This window comes from Magnetospirillum sp. SS-4 (assembly GCF_902729425.1).
In the GTDB taxonomy this organism is placed as follows: domain Bacteria; phylum Pseudomonadota; class Alphaproteobacteria; order Rhodospirillales; family Magnetospirillaceae; genus Phaeospirillum.
Genome location: NZ_CACVCH010000081.1, coordinates 205,537 through 221,479 on the forward strand (window position 1 = coordinate 205,537; position 15,943 = coordinate 221,479).

Annotated in this window: 20 protein-coding genes; 14 read left to right on the plus strand and 6 right to left on the minus strand. The window is 65.9% G+C overall.

Features of this window, described 5'->3' with window-relative positions; all coding sequences use genetic code 11:
• Positions 1–173: 173 nt before the first annotated feature.
• The 11 genes from MTBSS4_RS15215 to MTBSS4_RS15265 all read left to right on the plus strand — a co-directional run bounded on the left by MTBSS4_RS15215 (position 174) and on the right by MTBSS4_RS15265 (position 9,200).
• Positions 174–515 carry a septum formation initiator family protein gene (locus MTBSS4_RS15215; RefSeq protein ID WP_254432583.1) on the plus strand — a complete coding sequence of 114 codons (342 nt, stop codon included), beginning with the start codon at positions 174–176 and terminating at the stop codon, positions 513–515.
• A 272-nt stretch (positions 516–787) separates the two neighbouring features.
• Entirely contained in the window at positions 788–1,786 is a 999-nt protein-coding gene (gene pdhA / locus MTBSS4_RS15220; protein WP_173984244.1) for a pyruvate dehydrogenase (acetyl-transferring) E1 component subunit alpha, read from the plus strand.
• Between the two features lie 17 nt (positions 1,787–1,803).
• Positions 1,804–3,162 (plus strand): pyruvate dehydrogenase complex E1 component subunit beta, encoded by a 1,359-nt coding sequence (locus tag MTBSS4_RS15225; protein WP_173984245.1) that lies wholly within the window; start codon positions 1,804–1,806, stop codon positions 3,160–3,162.
• Between the two features lie 16 nt (positions 3,163–3,178).
• Positions 3,179–4,450 carry a pyruvate dehydrogenase complex dihydrolipoamide acetyltransferase gene (locus tag MTBSS4_RS15230; protein ID WP_173984246.1) on the plus strand — a complete coding sequence of 424 codons (1,272 nt, stop codon included), beginning with the start codon at positions 3,179–3,181 and terminating at the stop codon, positions 4,448–4,450.
• Positions 4,451–4,460: 10 nt separating this feature from the next.
• Complete coding sequence (locus MTBSS4_RS15235) at positions 4,461–5,042, plus strand: hypothetical protein (RefSeq protein WP_173984247.1); 582 nt, start codon at positions 4,461–4,463, stop codon at positions 5,040–5,042.
• Between the two features lie 29 nt (positions 5,043–5,071).
• Complete coding sequence (locus MTBSS4_RS15240; protein WP_173984248.1) at positions 5,072–5,539, plus strand: hypothetical protein; 468 nt, start codon at positions 5,072–5,074, stop codon at positions 5,537–5,539.
• A 16-nt stretch (positions 5,540–5,555) separates the two neighbouring features.
• On the plus strand, positions 5,556–6,959 hold the full coding sequence (gene lpdA / locus MTBSS4_RS15245) for a dihydrolipoyl dehydrogenase (protein WP_173984249.1): 1,404 nt from the start codon (positions 5,556–5,558) through the stop codon (positions 6,957–6,959).
• Between the two features lie 3 nt (positions 6,960–6,962).
• Positions 6,963–7,406: a hypothetical protein gene (locus MTBSS4_RS15250; RefSeq protein WP_173984250.1), complete on the plus strand. Its 444-nt coding sequence runs from the start codon at positions 6,963–6,965 to the stop codon at positions 7,404–7,406.
• Complete coding sequence (locus tag MTBSS4_RS15255; RefSeq protein ID WP_173984251.1) at positions 7,403–7,825, plus strand: pentapeptide repeat-containing protein; 423 nt, start codon at positions 7,403–7,405, stop codon at positions 7,823–7,825. The genes MTBSS4_RS15250 and MTBSS4_RS15255 overlap by 4 nt, the downstream gene beginning before the upstream one ends.
• On the plus strand, positions 7,822–8,757 hold the full coding sequence (gene lipA, locus MTBSS4_RS15260) for a lipoyl synthase (protein WP_173984252.1): 936 nt from the start codon (positions 7,822–7,824) through the stop codon (positions 8,755–8,757). Before MTBSS4_RS15255 ends, lipA begins: the two co-directional genes overlap by 4 nt.
• Before the next feature lie 2 nt (positions 8,758–8,759).
• Positions 8,760–9,200 (plus strand): type II toxin-antitoxin system RatA family toxin, encoded by a 441-nt coding sequence (locus MTBSS4_RS15265; protein ID WP_173984253.1) that lies wholly within the window; start codon positions 8,760–8,762, stop codon positions 9,198–9,200.
• Here MTBSS4_RS15265 and MTBSS4_RS15270 read toward each other — a convergent pair.
• The 4 genes from MTBSS4_RS15270 to purE form a co-directional block, all read right to left on the minus strand.
• Positions 9,195–9,842 carry a cyclic nucleotide-binding domain-containing protein gene (locus MTBSS4_RS15270; RefSeq protein WP_173984254.1) on the minus strand — a complete coding sequence of 216 codons (648 nt, stop codon included), beginning with the start codon at positions 9,840–9,842 and terminating at the stop codon, positions 9,195–9,197. The two genes, MTBSS4_RS15265 and MTBSS4_RS15270, sit on opposite strands and share 6 nt — an antisense overlap.
• 4 nt (positions 9,843–9,846) lie before the next feature.
• The gene (locus MTBSS4_RS15275) at positions 9,847–10,467 is read right to left on the minus strand and encodes a DedA family protein (protein ID WP_173984255.1); all 621 of its coding nucleotides are present in this window, start codon (positions 10,465–10,467) and stop codon (positions 9,847–9,849) included.
• A gap of 94 nt (positions 10,468–10,561) precedes the next feature.
• Positions 10,562–11,674 (minus strand): 5-(carboxyamino)imidazole ribonucleotide synthase, encoded by a 1,113-nt coding sequence (locus tag MTBSS4_RS15280; protein WP_173984256.1) that lies wholly within the window; start codon positions 11,672–11,674, stop codon positions 10,562–10,564.
• Complete coding sequence (gene purE / locus MTBSS4_RS15285) at positions 11,671–12,192, minus strand: 5-(carboxyamino)imidazole ribonucleotide mutase (protein WP_173984257.1); 522 nt, start codon at positions 12,190–12,192, stop codon at positions 11,671–11,673. Before purE ends, MTBSS4_RS15280 begins: the two co-directional genes overlap by 4 nt.
• A 139-nt stretch (positions 12,193–12,331) precedes the next feature.
• On the opposite strand from purE, the gene MTBSS4_RS15290 reads away from it, so the two are divergent.
• Positions 12,332–13,069 (plus strand): GGDEF domain-containing protein, encoded by a 738-nt coding sequence (locus tag MTBSS4_RS15290; protein ID WP_173984258.1) that lies wholly within the window; start codon positions 12,332–12,334, stop codon positions 13,067–13,069.
• A gap of 68 nt (positions 13,070–13,137) precedes the next feature.
• On the opposite strand, the gene MTBSS4_RS15295 is transcribed toward MTBSS4_RS15290, so the two are convergent.
• Both MTBSS4_RS15295 and MTBSS4_RS15300 read right to left on the minus strand, forming a co-directional pair.
• Entirely contained in the window at positions 13,138–13,704 is a 567-nt protein-coding gene (locus MTBSS4_RS15295; protein WP_173984259.1) for a DUF1013 domain-containing protein, read from the minus strand.
• Positions 13,705–13,850: 146 nt separating this feature from the next.
• Complete coding sequence (locus tag MTBSS4_RS15300) at positions 13,851–14,843, minus strand: NAD(P)H-quinone oxidoreductase (RefSeq protein WP_173984330.1); 993 nt, start codon at positions 14,841–14,843, stop codon at positions 13,851–13,853.
• Between the two features lie 74 nt (positions 14,844–14,917).
• Between MTBSS4_RS15300 and MTBSS4_RS15305 the strand changes: the two genes are divergently transcribed.
• Together MTBSS4_RS15305 and MTBSS4_RS15310 are read left to right on the plus strand one after the other, a co-directional pair.
• Positions 14,918–15,100, plus strand: a complete 183-nt coding sequence (locus MTBSS4_RS15305) for a DUF1192 domain-containing protein (RefSeq protein ID WP_173984260.1) — start codon at positions 14,918–14,920, stop codon at positions 15,098–15,100.
• 60 nt (positions 15,101–15,160) lie between these two features.
• A complete protein-coding gene (locus tag MTBSS4_RS15310; RefSeq protein ID WP_173984261.1) occupies positions 15,161–15,943 on the plus strand; it encodes a 3-hydroxybutyrate dehydrogenase in 783 nt (260 codons plus the stop codon).

Sequence of the window (15,943 nt, forward strand, 5' to 3'; positions counted from 1 at the left end):
TGCTTATTTATTTGATCGGAACCTCGCGTTACATGGAAGCATTCCGGTTCATAAGAGGTTCACATGCCAATTGTGATCTTCGTCACACAAGCGACGGAAACTGAGTCATTTCTGCAACAACAATTACTGATCTGGTGAAATTTCATATTCCCTGTGGCGTCACTCGTTGACGTATGGAATCGGGCTGTGATTTCATCCGCTTCATGTTGCAGGAAATTCGCCGCCGCTTTGGTCACATGGTCGGTCCGCTGGTCGGGCTTGGCGCCGTGACCTATTTCGCCTACCACACCGTGGAAGGCGATCGCGGCGTCCTGGCCTATCTCCGCCTGCATAACGAGCTGCTGGAGGCCGAGATGCGTCTGGCCAAGGTCGCTTCCGAACGCCAGGAGATGGAGCGTCGCGTCCTGCTGCTGCGCCCCGATCATCTCGACCCCGACATGCTGGAAGAGCGGGCCCGCGTCATGCTCAACATGGGGCATGACGGCGAAGTGGTCGTCTTCGACAAGAGGAAGTAGGCCTCTTTCCATTTCCCGTTGCCCACCCCACATCAATGCCACCCCGCCCGATAGGGTGGGGCGGCGTGAGGCGGAGGCGTGTTTGGATCTGGGGTTAATCACAAAAGAATAATGCTGCATCGCAGCGATGAAATCCCAATTAACCTGATATTGGTTAATAAGCGCCAATGGTGCGCAGCACAACGATTTTATCCCAAGAATCAACTTGTAAAATAGGGAAGCATGGTTTACCTATCGGCGTATTCTGATGATCATGCGCAGCGGGAGGAAACATGGCCACCAAGAAGAAGGACCGGGGCGTGGCGGGACCCACCCCTGACGAACTCATCCGCTATTATCGCGAGATGCTGCTGATTCGCCGGTTCGAGGAAAAGGCGGGGCAGCTTTACGGCATGGGGCTCATCAACGGCTTTTGCCACCTCTACATCGGTCAGGAGGCGGTGGTGGTGGGCATGCAGGCCGTGGCGGGTCCGACCGATTCCTGCATCACCAGCTACCGCGATCACGGCCACATGCTGGTCTGCGGCATGGACGCCAAGGGCGTGATGGCCGAGCTGACCGGCCGTGCCGGCGGCTATTCCCGCGGCAAGGGCGGCTCGATGCACATGTTCTCTCGCGAGAAGCGGTTCTATGGCGGCCACGGCATCGTCGGCGCCCAGGTGCCGCTGGGGACCGGGCTGGGCTTCGCCCACAAGTACACCAAGGACGACGGCGTCGCCCATGTCTATTGCGGCGACGGCGCGGTCAACCAGGGGCAGGTCTACGAAAGCTTCAACATGGCGGCTTTGTGGAAGCTGCCGGTGGTCTTCGTCATCGAGAACAATAAATACGCCATGGGTACCGCCACCCAGCGCCATGCCGCCGGCCAGGAGCTGTTCCGCCGCGGCGCCGCCTACGGCATTCCCGGCGAGCCGGTCAACGGCATGAGCATCCTGGCGGTGCGCGAGGCCGCCGCCCGCGCCCTGGAGCACGCCCGCTCCGGCCAGGGGCCTTATATCCTGGAGATGAACACCTATCGCTATCGCGGCCATTCCATGTCCGATCCGGCCAAGTACCGGAGCAAGGAGGAAGTGACCAAGATGCGCGAACAGCACGATCCCATCGATCAGCTGAAGGAAAAGCTGCTGGCCGATGGCCTGATCGACGAAGCCGGCCTCAAGGACATCGACCGCGACGTCAAGGCCATCGTCACCGAGGCCGCGGAGTTCTCGCAGGCCAGTCCCGAGCCGGATGCGTCCGAGCTGTGGACCGACGTGCTGATCGAAGCCTAGAGCGCGAGGGGGAAACCATGCCGATTCAAATCCTGATGCCGGCGCTGTCGCCGACCATGACCGAGGGCAAGCTCGCCAAGTGGCTGAGGGCCGAGGGCGATGCCGTCAAGGCCGGCGACGTGCTGGCGGAAATCGAGACCGACAAGGCCACCATGGAGATGGAAGCCGTCGAGGACGGCGTGCTGGGCAAGATCCTGGTGCCCGGCGGCACCGAGGGTGTCGCAGTCAACACGCCCATCGCCCTGCTGCTGGAAGACGGCGAGGATGTCTCGGCTCTGTCCGGGGCTTCCGCACCCGCTGCCGCTGCCCCGCCTCCGGCATCTGTTGTCGCGCCTGCCGCCGCTCCGGTCCCGGTGGCCGCTCCGCCGTCGGACGAGAAGGTCTATGCCAGTCATAAGCGCCAGACGGTGCGCGAGGCGTTGCGCGACGCCATGGCCGAGGAAATGCGCGCCGATCCGTCGGTGTTCCTGCTGGGCGAGGAAGTGGCCCAGTATCAGGGCGCCTACAAGGTCAGCCAGGGGCTGCTGGACGAATTCGGCGCCGAACGGGTGATCGACACCCCCATCACCGAAATGGGCTTCGCCGGCCTGGCCTGCGGCGCCGGCTATGCCGGGCTGAAGCCCATCGTCGAGTTCATGACCATGAACTTCTCGATGCAGGCCATCGACCACGTCATCAACTCGGCCGCCAAGACGCTGTACATGTCGGGCGGCCAGCAGCCCTGTTCCATCGTGTTCCGCGGCCCCAACGGCGCCGCCTCCAGGGTCGGCGCCCAGCACAGCCAGGATTACGCCTCGTGGTACGCCCATTGCCCCGGCCTCAAGGTGGTGGCGCCGTGGAGCGCCGCCGACGCCAAGGGCCTGCTGAAGGCCGCCATCCGCGATCCCAATCCGGTGGTGTTCCTGGAAAACGAGCTGCTGTACGGCCAGAGCTTCGACGTGCCCGATGATCCGGATTTCGTCCTGCCCATCGGCCGCGCCAAGGTCGAACGGGCCGGAACCCACGTCACCATCACCGCCTATTCGCGCATGGTGCAGGTGGCGCTGGACGCGGCCGAACTGCTGAAGGCGGACGGCATCGAGGCCGAGGTGATTAACCTGCGCACCATCCGTCCGCTGGACATCGCGACCATCGTCGCCTCGGTGCGAAAGACCAACCGCATCGTCAGCCTGGAGGAAGGCTGGCCGGTGGCCGGCATCGGCTCCGAGATCGCCGCCGTGATGATGGAACACGCCTTCGACTGGCTGGACGCTCCGCTGGCGCGGGTGGCGGGTGCCGACGTGCCCATGCCCTATGCCGCCAATCTGGAGAAGCTGGCGCTGCCGCAGCCGGAACAGGTGGCCGATGCCGCCCGCGCCGTCTGCTATCGCCGCTAAGAGGGGGGGACCCGAGATGCCTGTGCAAATTCTGATGCCCGCTTTGTCGCCGACCATGACCGAGGGCACTCTGGCCAAGTGGCTGAAGGCCGAGGGCGATTCCGTCAAGTCGGGCGACATTCTGTGCGAGATCGAGACCGACAAGGCCACCATGGAATACGAGGCGGTGGACGAGGGCGTGCTGGGCAAGATCCTGGTGGCCGGCGGCACGTCGGGCGTGGCGGTGAATACCGCCATCGCGGTGCTGTTGCAGGATGGCGAGGATTCCTCGGCCATCGTGGCGGCTCCGGCTCCGACTCCGGTTTCCCGGAGCGCGGGCGTCTCGCCCGCACCCGTCGCTCCGGTTGCCGCCGAACAGCGGGCGGGACGCCCGCGCTCCGATGAAGGGCGCGTCTTCGCCAGCCCGCTGGCCCGGCGTATCGCTCGGGATGGCGGCGTCGACCTGAAGGCGGTCAGGGGTTCCGGCCCCCACGGCCGCATCGTCAAGGCCGATGTGGACTCCGTCATCGCAGCCGGCCCCGCCAAGGCGGCTCCAGTTGCCGCCACCGCTCCGGTTGCCGCCGCCAAGCCGGCTCCGGCCCCGGCCGCCGCCAGCCCAATCGGGCCGGCGTTCGAGGAGATTCCCAATTCCTCCATGCGCAAGGTCATCGCGCGGCGTCTGACCGAGGCCAAGGCCACCATTCCGCATTTCTACCTGTCCATCGATTGCGAGCTGGACGCCCTGCTGAAGGTCCGGGCCGAGCTGAACGGCCGCTCCGATGCCTATAAGCTGTCGGTCAACGACTTCGTGGTCCGCGCCGTGGCGCTGGCGCTGAGGAAGGTGCCCGCCGCCAACGCCTCGTGGGGCGAGGACGCCATCCGGCGCTATACCGATATCGACATCTCGGTGGCGGTGGCGACGCCTTCCGGCCTGATCACCCCCATCGTGCGCCATGCCGACCGCAAGGGGCTGGCGGGAATCTCGGGTGAGATGAAGGCGCTGGCCGCCAAGGCCCGCGACGGCAAGCTGAAGCCTGAGGAGTTCCAGGGCGGCGGCTTCACCATCTCCAATCTCGGCATGTACGGCGTCAAGGACTTCGCCGCCATCATCAACCCGCCGCAGGGCTGCATCCTGGCGGTGGGGGCCGGCGAGCAGCGCCCGGTGGTCAAGGCCGGCACGCTGGCCATCGCCACGGTGATGACCTGCACGCTCTCGGTGGATCACCGGGTGGTCGACGGCGCCGTCGGGGCCGAGTTCCTGGCCGCCTTCAAGGCGCTGATCGAGGACCCGCTCGCCATGCTGCTGTAGGAGCGGGGCCATGCCCTTGAACGCGGTCAGGGTCGCTTTCGACATCCTCAAGGCCGATTTCCGCGACGCCCGCTTTCCGGTGGCGGCGGGGCGGCTGACCGGTGAATCGCTGGCGTGGGGCGAGCGGCTGCTCGCTCTGTACCGGGATGCCGGGCGAGCCGACCTGGAGGCAATCGACCCGCTCGCCCGCTTTTGGGTGCTGCGCCATCGCGGCATGCCGGTTCCGGCCGACCTGACCGGCGCCACGCCGGGGGCTGGTTTCGTGCTGGCCTTCACCGCCTTTCCCTATCTCGACATGATGATGGAGGAATGGGACCTGGGCGGGGTGGCCGGCGAGGCCGGGCCGGAGCGTCTGTCGGTCCGCTGCCTGTTCAACGGCGTCGACGAGGGGGCGGTGCTGACGGCGGAACGGATCGGCGGTGGCTGGCGGTTCGACCTGATGCCGCTCTACCGCGACAAGGCCCGGGTGTTCGAGACCTTCATCGCGGCGGAATTCGGCGGCGACCTGGAGGGGTTCGTCGGCCATTACGCAGCCGAGCACGATCTGGATTTCGACATGGAGCAGGCCTGGCGGCCACTGGCCGGGGCCTGAAGCATAATAAAAATACCGGGAGGGGTGACATGGGGTTGAGAGTAAGGGAGATGCCCAGGCCGCCGGGGTTGCAGGCGACGCCGTTTCCGGTGGGCAGCGCCGCCGACCGCTCGGTGTTGTCCGGGCTGATCGCCATGATCGAGAACAATCCGGCATTCTGCAATCGGGGCGTCCTGCCCGAGGAGCAGGAGCGCTGCTACCGCGCCGTGTCCGAGGCCAAGCGGCTGATCGGCGACACCGCCGAGCTGCTGCCGCCCGGCTCCCCCGCCCTCGACCTGCTGGCGGCCATGCGCTCGGCCTGCCGCAAGTACCTGTTCGAGGCCGATGCGTGGGACCGCCGCACCGGCCGCCGCTTTCAGATTCCGACCTTCGTCTTCTTCCAGCTGCTCGGTGCCTTCCGCGAGTTGCTGGGGGTCCTGGTCTGGCGCCTTGCCGAGGCCTACGACCTGGAGATCGAAGGCCGCCTCAACCTCATCTTCCCCGGCTCGCCCGACTGATTCCTGGAGAGAACCCATGGCCGATACTCAATTCGACCTCATCGTCATCGGCGGCGGCCCCGGCGGCTATGTCGCCGCCATCCGCGCCGCCCAGCTGGGCATGAAGACCGCGCTGGTCGAGCGCGAGCATCTGGGCGGCATCTGCCTCAACTGGGGCTGCATTCCGACCAAGGCGCTGCTGCGCTCGGCCGAGATCTATCGCCAGATGAAGCATGCCGAATCCTATGGCCTGTCGGCCGGCCAGATCGGCTTCGACCTCACCAAGGTGGTGGCGCGCTCGCGCGGCGTTTCGGCACAGTTGCAGGGTGGCGTCAGGCATCTGCTGAAGAAGAACAAGGTCACCGTCATCGACGGCACCGCCAAGCTGGCGGGCCTTGATCCGAAAGGTGGGGGCAAGATCGCCATCGAGGGCAAGGATACCATCTCGGCCCCCCACATCATCCTGGCGACCGGGGCGCGGGCGCGGATTCTTCCCGGCTTCGAGCCCGACGGCAAGTTCATCTGGACCTACAAGGAAGCCCTGGTCCCCGATACCATGCCCAAGAGCCTGCTGGTGATCGGCTCCGGCGCCATCGGCATCGAGTTCGCCAGCTTCTTCAACGCCCTGGGCGCCGATGTGACGGTCGCCGAAATGATGGATCGGGTGCTGCCGGTGGAGGACGAGGAAATCTCGGCCATGGCCAGGAAGTCGTTCGAGAAGCAGGGAATGAAAATCCTGACCTCGGCCAATATCAAGGGGATCAGGAAGGGGGCGGCCAACGTCACCGTCACCATCGAGGCCGGCGGCAAGACCCAGGAACTGGTGGTGGACCGCGTCATTACCGCCATCGGCATCGTCGGCAACGTCGAGAACATCGGCCTCGAGGGCACCAGGATCAAGGTCGAGAAGACCCATGTGGTCACCGACGGGTACTGCCGGACCAACGAGCCCGGCATCTACGCCATCGGCGACATCGCCGGCGCGCCGTGGCTGGCCCACAAGGCCAGTCACGAGGCCATCATCTGCGTCGAGACGATCAAGGGCCTGCCCGACGTCCATCCGCTGGACATGATGAAGATTCCCGGCTGCACCTATTGCCATCCCCAGGTGGCCTCGGTGGGCATGTCCGAAGCCAAGGCCAAGGCCAAGGGGTATCAGGTCAAGGTCGGCCGCTTCCCCTTCATGGCCAACGGCAAGGCCATCGCGCTGGGCGAGACCGAGGGCATGGTCAAGACGGTGTTCGATTCCAGGACCGGCGAGCTGCTGGGCGCCCACATGATCGGCGCCGAGGTCACCGAGATGATTCAGGGCTATACCGTCGCCAAGACCCTGGAAACCACCGAGGCCGACCTGATGCACACCGTCTTCCCCCATCCGACGCTGTCGGAAATGATGCACGAGGCGGTACTTGACGCCTATGGGCGGGCGGTGCATTTCTAGGGCATGCAGCCGCCGAATCCGCAATTTCCGGGCGACCTCTATCTCTGGAGCGAGATCGCCCGGAATTTCGGGATTCTGATCGCCGGAATCATCGGATTGGGAATTGCGTGGTGGCGCAGCCGGGCCGCCAATATGCAGGCGAAGGCTGCCCTTGAGCAGAATGACCTTGCGCGGCGAGACCACATTACCGAACTATTCAATAGGGCCGTCGGGCAACTCGGGGATGATAAGCTGGAGGTTCGCCTCGGCGCCATCTACACGTTGCGGGCGATCTGCGAGGATCAAGAGTTCAGGAGTTATGCAGCTCCGGTAGTGCAGACATTGTCGGCCTATGTACGAAACCGAAGCTCTGCTCTTGACGGAAATGGAATGCCCGAGGATTTGGCGGTAATTGTCGAGTGGCTACACATGAATGTCGGCCCGGAAGCAGCGGAGGACGAAGAATGAGCTGGGCAAGCCTTCTTTGGGATGACAAGCCTTCCCTTCCTGGCGCTGATACGGGAGCCAAGAAAGGATCGAGTTCTCGCTCCCGCAAAGGATTGTTGTCGGGAACATCTGCGATTCTCAATCTCGAAGGTGGCTTTATGCCACGTTCCGACTGGAGCAAGGGACGGTTGGTCAGTGCCCGATTTGCTCGTACGAATTTGACCAAGGCGAATCTGACTGAGGCCATTTTAAGAGATGCCGATCTTCGGTTCGCCATCATGAGAGAAGCCGACCTTCGCGGTGCCGATATGTTTGGGGCGATACTTGAAGGTGCCGACCTTCGCGGTGCCGATCTGACCGGTGCTCTTAATCTGACCAAGGCCCAGATCGATTCGGCGATCATTGATGAGACCACCAAGCTGCCGGCCGATTTGGCATGACCGAAAAGCCAGTTCTCCGCCATCCCGAGAAGGCCAGGAAGCCCGACAATCCGTCCCCGCGCAAGCCGGCCTGGATCAGGGTCAAGGCACCGACCTCGGAGGAGGCGGCCGAGGTGCGCCGCCTGATGCGGCAGAAGAACCTGCACACGGTGTGCGAGGAAGCCGCCTGTCCCAATATCGGCGAGTGCTGGAAGCACAGGCACGCCACCTTCATGATCCTGGGCGACACCTGCACGCGGGCCTGCGCCTTCTGCAACGTCAAGACCGGCAGGCCCGGCGCCGTCGACGTGGCCGAACCGGAGAATCTGGCGGATTCGGTGACGGCCATGGGGTTGAGGCATGTGGTCATCACCTCGGTGGACCGCGACGACCTGGCCGACGGCGGCGCCTTTCAGTTCGTCGCCTGCATCGAACGCATCCGCGCCACATCGCCGCATTGCACCATCGAGGTGCTGACCCCGGATTTCCGCGACAAGGGCGACGCGGTGGAAAAGGTCACCGCCGCCCGTCCCGATGTGTTCAACCATAACCTGGAGACGGTGCCGCGCCTGTATCCCGGCATCCGGCCCGGCGCCCGCTATTTCGAATCGTTGCGGTTGTTGCAGCGGGTGAAGCAGGCGGACTCGTCCATCTTCACCAAGTCGGGTATCATGGTCGGGCTGGGAGAGGAACGGGGGGAAGTGTTGCAGGTGATGGACGACATGCGCTCGGCCGGGGTGGATTTCATCACCATCGGCCAGTATCTCCAACCGACCCTGAAGCATGTGGCGGTTTCGCGCTTCGTCACTCCGGACGAGTTCGAGGATTACCGGGCGGTCGCCCGTTCCAAAGGCTTCCTGATGGTGGCGGCGACGCCGTTGACGCGGTCGTCGCACCATGCCGATCGCGATTTCGAGGAATTGCGGGCCGAGCGCCTGCGCCGCCAGGGCTAAGCATGCCGACTCACGCCGAACAAAGAATATTGCCCTATACGCCCGAACAGCTGTTCGCGCTGGTGGCCGACGTGGAACGCTATCCCGAATTCCTGCCGTGGTGCGTGGCGTCGCGCATCCGCCGGCGGGAAGGCGAGGTGTTCTTCGCCGATCTGGTGATCGGCTTCAAGATGGTGCGGGAACGCTTCACTTCCAAGGTGACGCTGAGCCGGCCCGACCGGGTCGACGTCACCTATACCGAGGGGCCGTTCCATCACCTCAACAATCACTGGGTGTTCCGGGCATTGCCCGATGGTCGGACCGAGATCGACTTCTTCGTCGATTTCGAGTTCCGCTCCAAGCTGCTTCAGACCCTGATCGGGGCCTTGTTCAACGAGGCGGTTAAGCTGATGGTTTCCGCCTTCGAGAAGCGGGCGCGCCAGCTCTACGGAATCGCCTCATAGCCGGCGCCGGCCCTCGCTTCCCATGGCGGCCTTCAGATCAAGGTTGCCAGTGTCGGAATCGTCCAGGATGTGGTCGTGACGCTTGTCCTTGGCGCGGGGGCCGATGGCCGCCAGTTCGGTGACGTTCTGCTCGATCCTCTCCAGCACGGCCAGGATGTCCTCGGCCACCTGCCGGTCGTCCATCAGGTTGGCGTAGCGGCGGATGTTGAAGGCGAAATGGCGGATCAGCTTGATGTTGTCGCGAAAGCTGCGCGGTCGGCGCACGAAAATGCGATGGGCGCCGCGGATGTTCTTGATGAACATGTTGACCAGGGCGCGGACGAATTTATGGGTTCCCTCCAGCTTGCGGGCGAACAGCGGCTCTGGAATGCGGGTGACGATGCTGTCGGTGGCGGCGATGGCGGTGGCCATGCGCTCGCTGCGGTCGATCACCGCCATCTCGCCGAAGATTTCGCCGGGCTTGATGGAATCCAGCTCGACCCGCTGGCCGTCCACCTGCTGGAAGATGACGATCCTGCCCTTGTCCAGGATATAGGCGGCATCGCCGGAGGCCCCCTGGCGGAACAGGACGGTTCCGGCCGGAACGCTCAACTTCTCGAATTTCTGTTCGGCGATGTCGGTGGCCGGCGCATCGTCCATCATGGCCTCATTCGCTGGGGGTGACTTCGGGGGGAGTCACCTCGGCGGCGGTCGCCGGAGGCTTGCGGCGGCCGGACATGGCGCTGAAGACGCCGATGCAGATCATCAGGACGATGAATCCGCCCAGAACGTACCATTTGGCATCACCCAGCCATTCCTCCAGCTTGCGGCCCATGAAATAGCCGCCCCAGGCGAAGGAGTGGGCCCAGATGGCGGCGGCGATGAAGTTGAACACCGCGTATTTCACCCGGGGGACCCCGGCGATGCCGACGATGAACGGCGCCGCGTTGCGCACGCCGTAGATCCAGCGGAACGACAGGATGAACAAGATCGGCGAGCGGTTGACCGCGTCGAAGGCCCAGTCGATCTTGCCGGTCAGCCTGGGCCAGCGCTTCAGCAGCGGCGCGCCGTGCCGGCGTCCGATGTAGTAATAGAGCTGGTCGCCGAAGAAGCTGCCGGTCAGCGCCGCCAGGGCGAGCAGTTCCACGTTGATGTTGTAGCGTCCCTCCGACGCCAGGATGCCGGTGACGATCACCACCGTCTCGCCCTCGACGAAGGTCCACGCGGTGATCAGGGGATACAGCAGAAATCCGTATTCCTGGAGGACGTGAACGACGAACTCTTCCAAGGGGGCTCCTGGGCACGAGACAGGGAAAACGCCTGCAAAAATCCAGCAATACAGGTAGGGGCGTCAACGACCAAAATAGGAGATTACGAAAACGTCACGGGCGTCCGGTCCGGGGGGTGATGCGGTTGACGTGTCCCATCTTGCGGCCGGGGCGCGCCTCGGCCTTGCCATAGAGGTGCAGCTTGGCGCAAGGGTCGTTCAGGATGTCGAGCCATTGGGCGGCATCATTGCCGATCAGGTTCTTCATCACCGCGTCGGAATGGCGTTCGGGCGACCCCAGCGGCAGGCCGCAGACGGCGCGGACGAATTGCTCGAACTGGTCGGTGACGCAGGCGTCCATGGTCCAGTGGCCGGAATTGTGCGGGCGAGGCGCCATCTCGTTGGCCAGCAGGCCGTCGTCGGTGACGAACATCTCGACCGCCAGCAGCCCGACCACTCCCAACTCCTCGGCGGCGCGGTGGGCGATATCCATGGCGGCCCCGGCCAGGGCCGCCGGGATGGGAGCCGGGGCGGTGGAGGTGTCGAGAATGTGATCGCGGTGGACGTTCCATACCGGATCGAACGCCTGCCAGGCGCCATCGGCGCCGCGCGCCACGATTACCGAGATCTCGCTTCTGAAGTTGATGAATCCTTCCAGCACGCCGTTGCCGCCGGCGGTCAATCCGGCGCCCAGCGCCGCCCAGGCCTCGGCCAGATCGGTATCGGCGACGATCTTGACCTGTCCCTTGCCGTCATAGCCCTGGCGGGCGGTCTTGAGCACCGCCGGCCGTCCGATCTCGGCCACCGCCGTCCGCAATTCCTTCAGGCTGGAGACTTCCCGCCACGGCGCGGTCTTGACGCCGATGGAGTTGAAGAAGCTTTTTTCCCGGATGCGGTCCTGGGCCACCTCCAGCACGCTCCAGCACGGACGCACCGGCACATGCGCGGCCATCAGGCGGACGCTTTCCGCCGGAATGTTCTCGAACTCGAAGGTGACGACGTCGACCTTGCGGGCGAAATCCTCGATGGCGGCCTCGTCGGTGTATTCGGCCAGGGTCGCCGCCGCCGCCACCTGCGATGCCGGTCCGTCCTTCTCGGGCGAGTAGACGTGGACCAGATAGCCCAGCCGCGCCGCCGCCAGCGCCGCCATGCGGCCCAACTGGCCGCCGCCGATGATGCCGATGGTGCTGCCGGGGGGCAGCGGCCGGAAATCGGGGTTTGGGCTCACGGGCGGATCAGGTCGGGGTTGTCGGGGTCCACCGGCGCCTCGGCCACCGAGGCGGTCTGGCGGGCACGCCAGGTCTCCAGGGCGGCATCGACCGCCGGGTCGAGCAGGGCGAGGACGGCGCCGGCCAGCAGGGCGGCGTTGATGGCTCCGGCCTTGCCGATGGCCAGGGTTCCCACCGGAATGCCACCGGGCATCTGGACGATGGACAGCAGCGAATCCTGCCCCTTCAGGGTCTTGCTTTCCACCGGCACGCCGAACACCGGCAGCGGGGTCATGGCGGCGGTCATGCCGGGAAGGTGGGCGGCGCCGCCGGCGCCGGCGATGATCACCTTCAGCCCGCGGGCCTTGGCGGTTCCGGCATAGTCGTAGAGCCGTCCGGGGGTGCGGTGGGCCGAAACCACCCGGGTCTCGAAGCCGATGCCCAGCTCGGCCAGGGTGGCGGCGGCATGGCGCATGGTTTCCCAGTCCGACTGGCTTCCCATGATGATTCCGACCTGGGGCGCCTTGGTGTTCACCATGCGGCTGAAGTCCCGGATGGAGGTTGAGGAAAGGGCGGAATTATAGGGAACGCAACCGGCGAAGCAAGGCCGTATTGCCGAAATATCGGACATCGGCCGCTGTCCATGATAGGATGCCGAACAGAACCTGAGGCGAGAAATGGCCAGTCAGTTTCGCACCGACCCGATCTTTTCCGTCGGGCACGTAAACGAGTACGTGCTCGATCACGGCGGCCATCATCCCGGTCATCATCAATCGCCCTATCCGCCCAGCGAACCGCCGCCGGTCCAGCATAGTCCGGCCGACGTCGCCTCCATCCTGGGCTTGCCGGAAAGCGTCATCACCCCGGCGGTGCTGGCGGCGGTGACCGGATTGCTGTCGGAACTGGACCGTCTGCGCTGGCTGGATTCGCAGAACCGCCGCCGCCAGGCCTTCCTGGAGGGGCTGGCGGAACGCGACACCGTGGTGCCGGTGCTCAACCGTCGCGGCTTCATGCGCGAACTGGAGGCGCTGCTGGCCGCCGGCAGCGGCGACGGCACCCTGGTGGTGCTGCACGTCAACGGGATCGAGCATCTCCGGCAGGTGCAGGGGCTGGCCGCCGGCGACGGCGCGTTGCGCCACGTCTCGGCCAATCTGGTGGGCAATCTGCGCAGCACCGATCCGGTGGGATTGCTGGGGATGAGCGACTTCGCCATTCTGATGCCGGCCACCGACCTGGCCGCCGGCCGTGAGAAGGTGCGGGTGGTGATGGAGCGCATCAACGCCCAGCCCTTCTTGTGGCTGGGGCAGCCCCACGCCTTCGCCATGTTCTCGGGGTACCATGTCCTCGCGCCGGGCGAGGATGCCGAAGCGGCCCTGGCCGCGGCCGACCGGGCACGACGGGGGCTGACGGACTGACGCCGCCCCGCCGCCCGTTCCCTCCGGCCTTGGTGGCGGAAGGGGGGGGCGGGATGCGGCGACGGGGTCTATTCCGCGACGGACTCGTCGGTGCGGCCGCCCTCGTGATGTCCGCGCGAACGGCCGCTCAGCGCCACCGCCTTCTCCAGGTCGGCCTCCGAGCACATGCCCAGCGTCACCGGGTTGCGCGGCTTGATGTTGGCGGCGTTCCAGTGGCTCTTGTCGCGCACCGACTGGATGGTCGGCTTGGTGGTGCCGATCAGCTTGGAAATGGCGGCGTCCGACAGTTCCGGATGATGCTTGATGATCCAGGCGATGGCGTCGGGCCGGTCCTGGCGCTTGGACACCGGGGTGTAGCGGGCGCCCTTGGCCTTGGCGTGCGGCTGCGGAATGTCGGTGACCGTCAGCTTGAGGCGGGCATCGGGATTGGCCTCGCAGCGCTCGATCTCGGCGCGGGTCACCTGGCCGTTGGCGACGGGGTCGAGGCCGACGATGCCGATGGCCACCTCGCCATCGGCGATGGCCTGGACTTCCAGCGGATGAAGCCCGCAGAAATCGGCCACCTGCTCGAAGGTGAGAGCGGTATTCTCGACCAGCCAGACGGCGGTCGCCTTGGGCATGAGCGGCAGGGCCATGAAACCTCCTGTATGGTCCTTCGGGCGGGCCGGGTGTCGGCCCGCGAGCTTGCGAGAACCGCCTGCCGGACCCGGTGGGGTCAGGATACGGACGGCGGCGATCCCTTGGAATGCGCCGCTAGTTATATGGGCGAACGTCCTCCGGGTCAAACCGTCAGCACGATCTTGCCGATATGGGCGTTGCTCTCCATCAGGCGGTGGGCCTCGGCGGCCTGGGCCAGCGGGAAGGTGGCGTGGATCACCGGGGCGATCCGGCCCGACGACAGCAGCGGCCAGACGGTCCGGCGCAGCCCCTCGGCCATGCGGGCCTTGGCGTCGTTGGATTGCGGCCGGAGCGTCGAACCGGTCAGGGTCAGGCGCTTCAGCATCACCGGCATCATGTTCAGCTCGGCTGTCGAGCCCCGCAGGAAGGCGATGGAGACCAGCCGGCCGTCGGCGGCCAGCGACCGGATGTTGCGGGCCATGTAGTCGCCGCCCACCATGTCGAGGATGACGTCGACGCCCCGGCCCCCGGTCTCGGCCTTGACGACCTCGACGAAATCCTGGGCGGTATGGTCGATGGCGAGATCGGCGCCCAGGCGACGACAGGCCTCGCATTTGGCCGCGCCGGAGGCGGTGGCGAACACCAGGGCGCCCAGGGCCTTGGCCAACTGGATGGCGGTGGTGCCGATGCCGCTGGCCCCGCCATGCACCAGGAAGGTTTCGCCGGCCTGCAACCGGCCGCGCTCGACCACGTTGTGCCAGACGGTGAAGAAGGTCTCGGGCAGGGCGGCGGCGCGGACCATGTCGTAGCCGTCGGGCAGCGGCAGGCACAGGCGGGCATCGACGGCGCAGTATTCGGCATAGCCGCCGCCGGGAACCAGGGCGCAGACCGCCTCGCCCGGCTGGAGCGCGGCGACGCCGTCGCCCAGGGCGGCGATGGTGCCGGCCACTTCCAGGCCGGGCAGGTCCGAGGCGCCCGGCGGCGCCGGATAGGCGCCCTGGCGCTGGAGCACGTCGGGGCGGTTGATTCCGGCGGCGGCGACCTTGATCAGCACCTCGCCCGCGGCCGGCCGGGGCGGCGGACGGCGGACGGCCACCAACGCCTCGGGCGGGCCGGGCCGGGAGATTTCAACGCATGTCATGCCGTCGGGCACCATCATCGTCCCCTGCTCTGTCGATTGCCGGGCCAATCTGGTACGGTCTTGTCGCGAAGGCAAGAGAGGATGAGCCCATGGATACCGACGATCTGGAGCCCCGCAAGGCGGTCGCCGCGCTTCGCAACCTCGATCCCCTGTCCATCGAGGAGCTGCGGGACTATATCGGAGAACTGGAGGCGGAAATCCTCCGCGCCCGGGACGCCATCGCCCGCAAGCAGGCGGTGAAGGCCGGCGCCGAGGCGTTTTTCAAGCGGTAAATCGGTACTTGATTGCCGAATTCGGGCGCGGTATGACCAGTCTGCTACAGGAGGAAGGCCATGTTGAACGGCAAGTCGGCGGTCATCACCGGCTCGACCAGCGGAATCGGCCTCGGTATCGCCCGGGCGCTGGCGGGGCAGGGCGCCAACATCATGCTGAACGGCTTTGGCGAGGCCGGCGCCATCGAGGCGTTGCGGGCGTCGCTGGCGGCGGAATTCGGCGTCGAGGTGGCCTATAACGGCGCCGACCTGTCGCAACCGGACGGCGGCGGCGCGCTGGTGCGCGATGCCCGGGAACGTTTCGGGGCGGTGGACATCCTGGTCAACAACGCCGGCATCCAGCATGTGGCGCCGGTCGAGGACTTTCCGCCCGACCGCTGGGACGCGGTGATCGCCATCAACCTGTCGGCGGTTTTCCACGCCATCCGCGCCGCCCTTCCCGGCATGAAGGAAAAGGGCTGGGGCCGCATCGTCAACGTCGCTTCCGTCCATGGCCTGGTCGCCTCCGCCAACAAGGCCGCCTACATCGCCGCCAAGCACGGCGTGGTCGGATTGACCAAGGTGGTGGCGCTGGAAACCGCCGAGATCGACGTCACCTGCAACGCCATCTGCCCCGGCTGGGTGCTGACGCCGCTGGTCCAGGCCCAGATCGACGCCCGCGCCGAGCGGGAAGGCATTCCGGTGGCCCAGGCCGGCCGCGACCTGCTGTCGGAGAAGCAGCCGTCGAAACAGTTCACCACCCCGGAACAGCTGGGCGCCCTGGCGGTGTTCCTGTGCTCGCCGGCCGCCGCCAACCTGACCGGCGCCAGCCTGCCGGTCGACGGGGGCTGGACGTCGCAATGA

Excerpts from the sequence above, each read along its gene's own strand:
- MTBSS4_RS15215 (WP_254432583.1), top strand. The coding sequence starts at position 174 with ATGGAATCGGGCTGTGATTTCATCCGCTTCATGTTGCAGGAAATTCGC.
- pdhA (WP_173984244.1), top strand. The coding sequence starts at position 788 with ATGGCCACCAAGAAGAAGGACCGGGGCGTGGCGGGACCCACCCCTGAC.
- MTBSS4_RS15225 (WP_173984245.1), top strand. The coding sequence starts at position 1,804 with ATGCCGATTCAAATCCTGATGCCGGCGCTGTCGCCGACCATGACCGAG.
- MTBSS4_RS15230 (WP_173984246.1), top strand. The coding sequence starts at position 3,179 with ATGCCTGTGCAAATTCTGATGCCCGCTTTGTCGCCGACCATGACCGAG.
- MTBSS4_RS15235 (WP_173984247.1), top strand. The coding sequence starts at position 4,461 with ATGCCCTTGAACGCGGTCAGGGTCGCTTTCGACATCCTCAAGGCCGAT.
- MTBSS4_RS15240 (WP_173984248.1), top strand. The coding sequence starts at position 5,072 with ATGGGGTTGAGAGTAAGGGAGATGCCCAGGCCGCCGGGGTTGCAGGCG.
- lpdA (WP_173984249.1), top strand. The coding sequence starts at position 5,556 with ATGGCCGATACTCAATTCGACCTCATCGTCATCGGCGGCGGCCCCGGC.
- MTBSS4_RS15250 (WP_173984250.1), top strand. The coding sequence starts at position 6,963 with ATGCAGCCGCCGAATCCGCAATTTCCGGGCGACCTCTATCTCTGGAGC.
- MTBSS4_RS15255 (WP_173984251.1), top strand. The coding sequence starts at position 7,403 with ATGAGCTGGGCAAGCCTTCTTTGGGATGACAAGCCTTCCCTTCCTGGC.
- lipA (WP_173984252.1), top strand. The coding sequence starts at position 7,822 with ATGACCGAAAAGCCAGTTCTCCGCCATCCCGAGAAGGCCAGGAAGCCC.
- MTBSS4_RS15265 (WP_173984253.1), top strand. The coding sequence starts at position 8,760 with ATGCCGACTCACGCCGAACAAAGAATATTGCCCTATACGCCCGAACAG.
- MTBSS4_RS15270 (WP_173984254.1), bottom strand. The coding sequence starts at position 9,842 with ATGATGGACGATGCGCCGGCCACCGACATCGCCGAACAGAAATTCGAG.
- purE (WP_173984257.1), bottom strand. The coding sequence starts at position 12,192 with ATGGTGAACACCAAGGCGCCCCAGGTCGGAATCATCATGGGAAGCCAG.
- MTBSS4_RS15290 (WP_173984258.1), top strand. The coding sequence starts at position 12,332 with ATGGCCAGTCAGTTTCGCACCGACCCGATCTTTTCCGTCGGGCACGTA.
- MTBSS4_RS15295 (WP_173984259.1), bottom strand. The coding sequence starts at position 13,704 with ATGGCCCTGCCGCTCATGCCCAAGGCGACCGCCGTCTGGCTGGTCGAG.
- MTBSS4_RS15300 (WP_173984330.1), bottom strand. The coding sequence starts at position 14,843 with ATGGTGCCCGACGGCATGACATGCGTTGAAATCTCCCGGCCCGGCCCG.
- MTBSS4_RS15305 (WP_173984260.1), top strand. The coding sequence starts at position 14,918 with ATGGATACCGACGATCTGGAGCCCCGCAAGGCGGTCGCCGCGCTTCGC.
- MTBSS4_RS15310 (WP_173984261.1), top strand. The coding sequence starts at position 15,161 with ATGTTGAACGGCAAGTCGGCGGTCATCACCGGCTCGACCAGCGGAATC.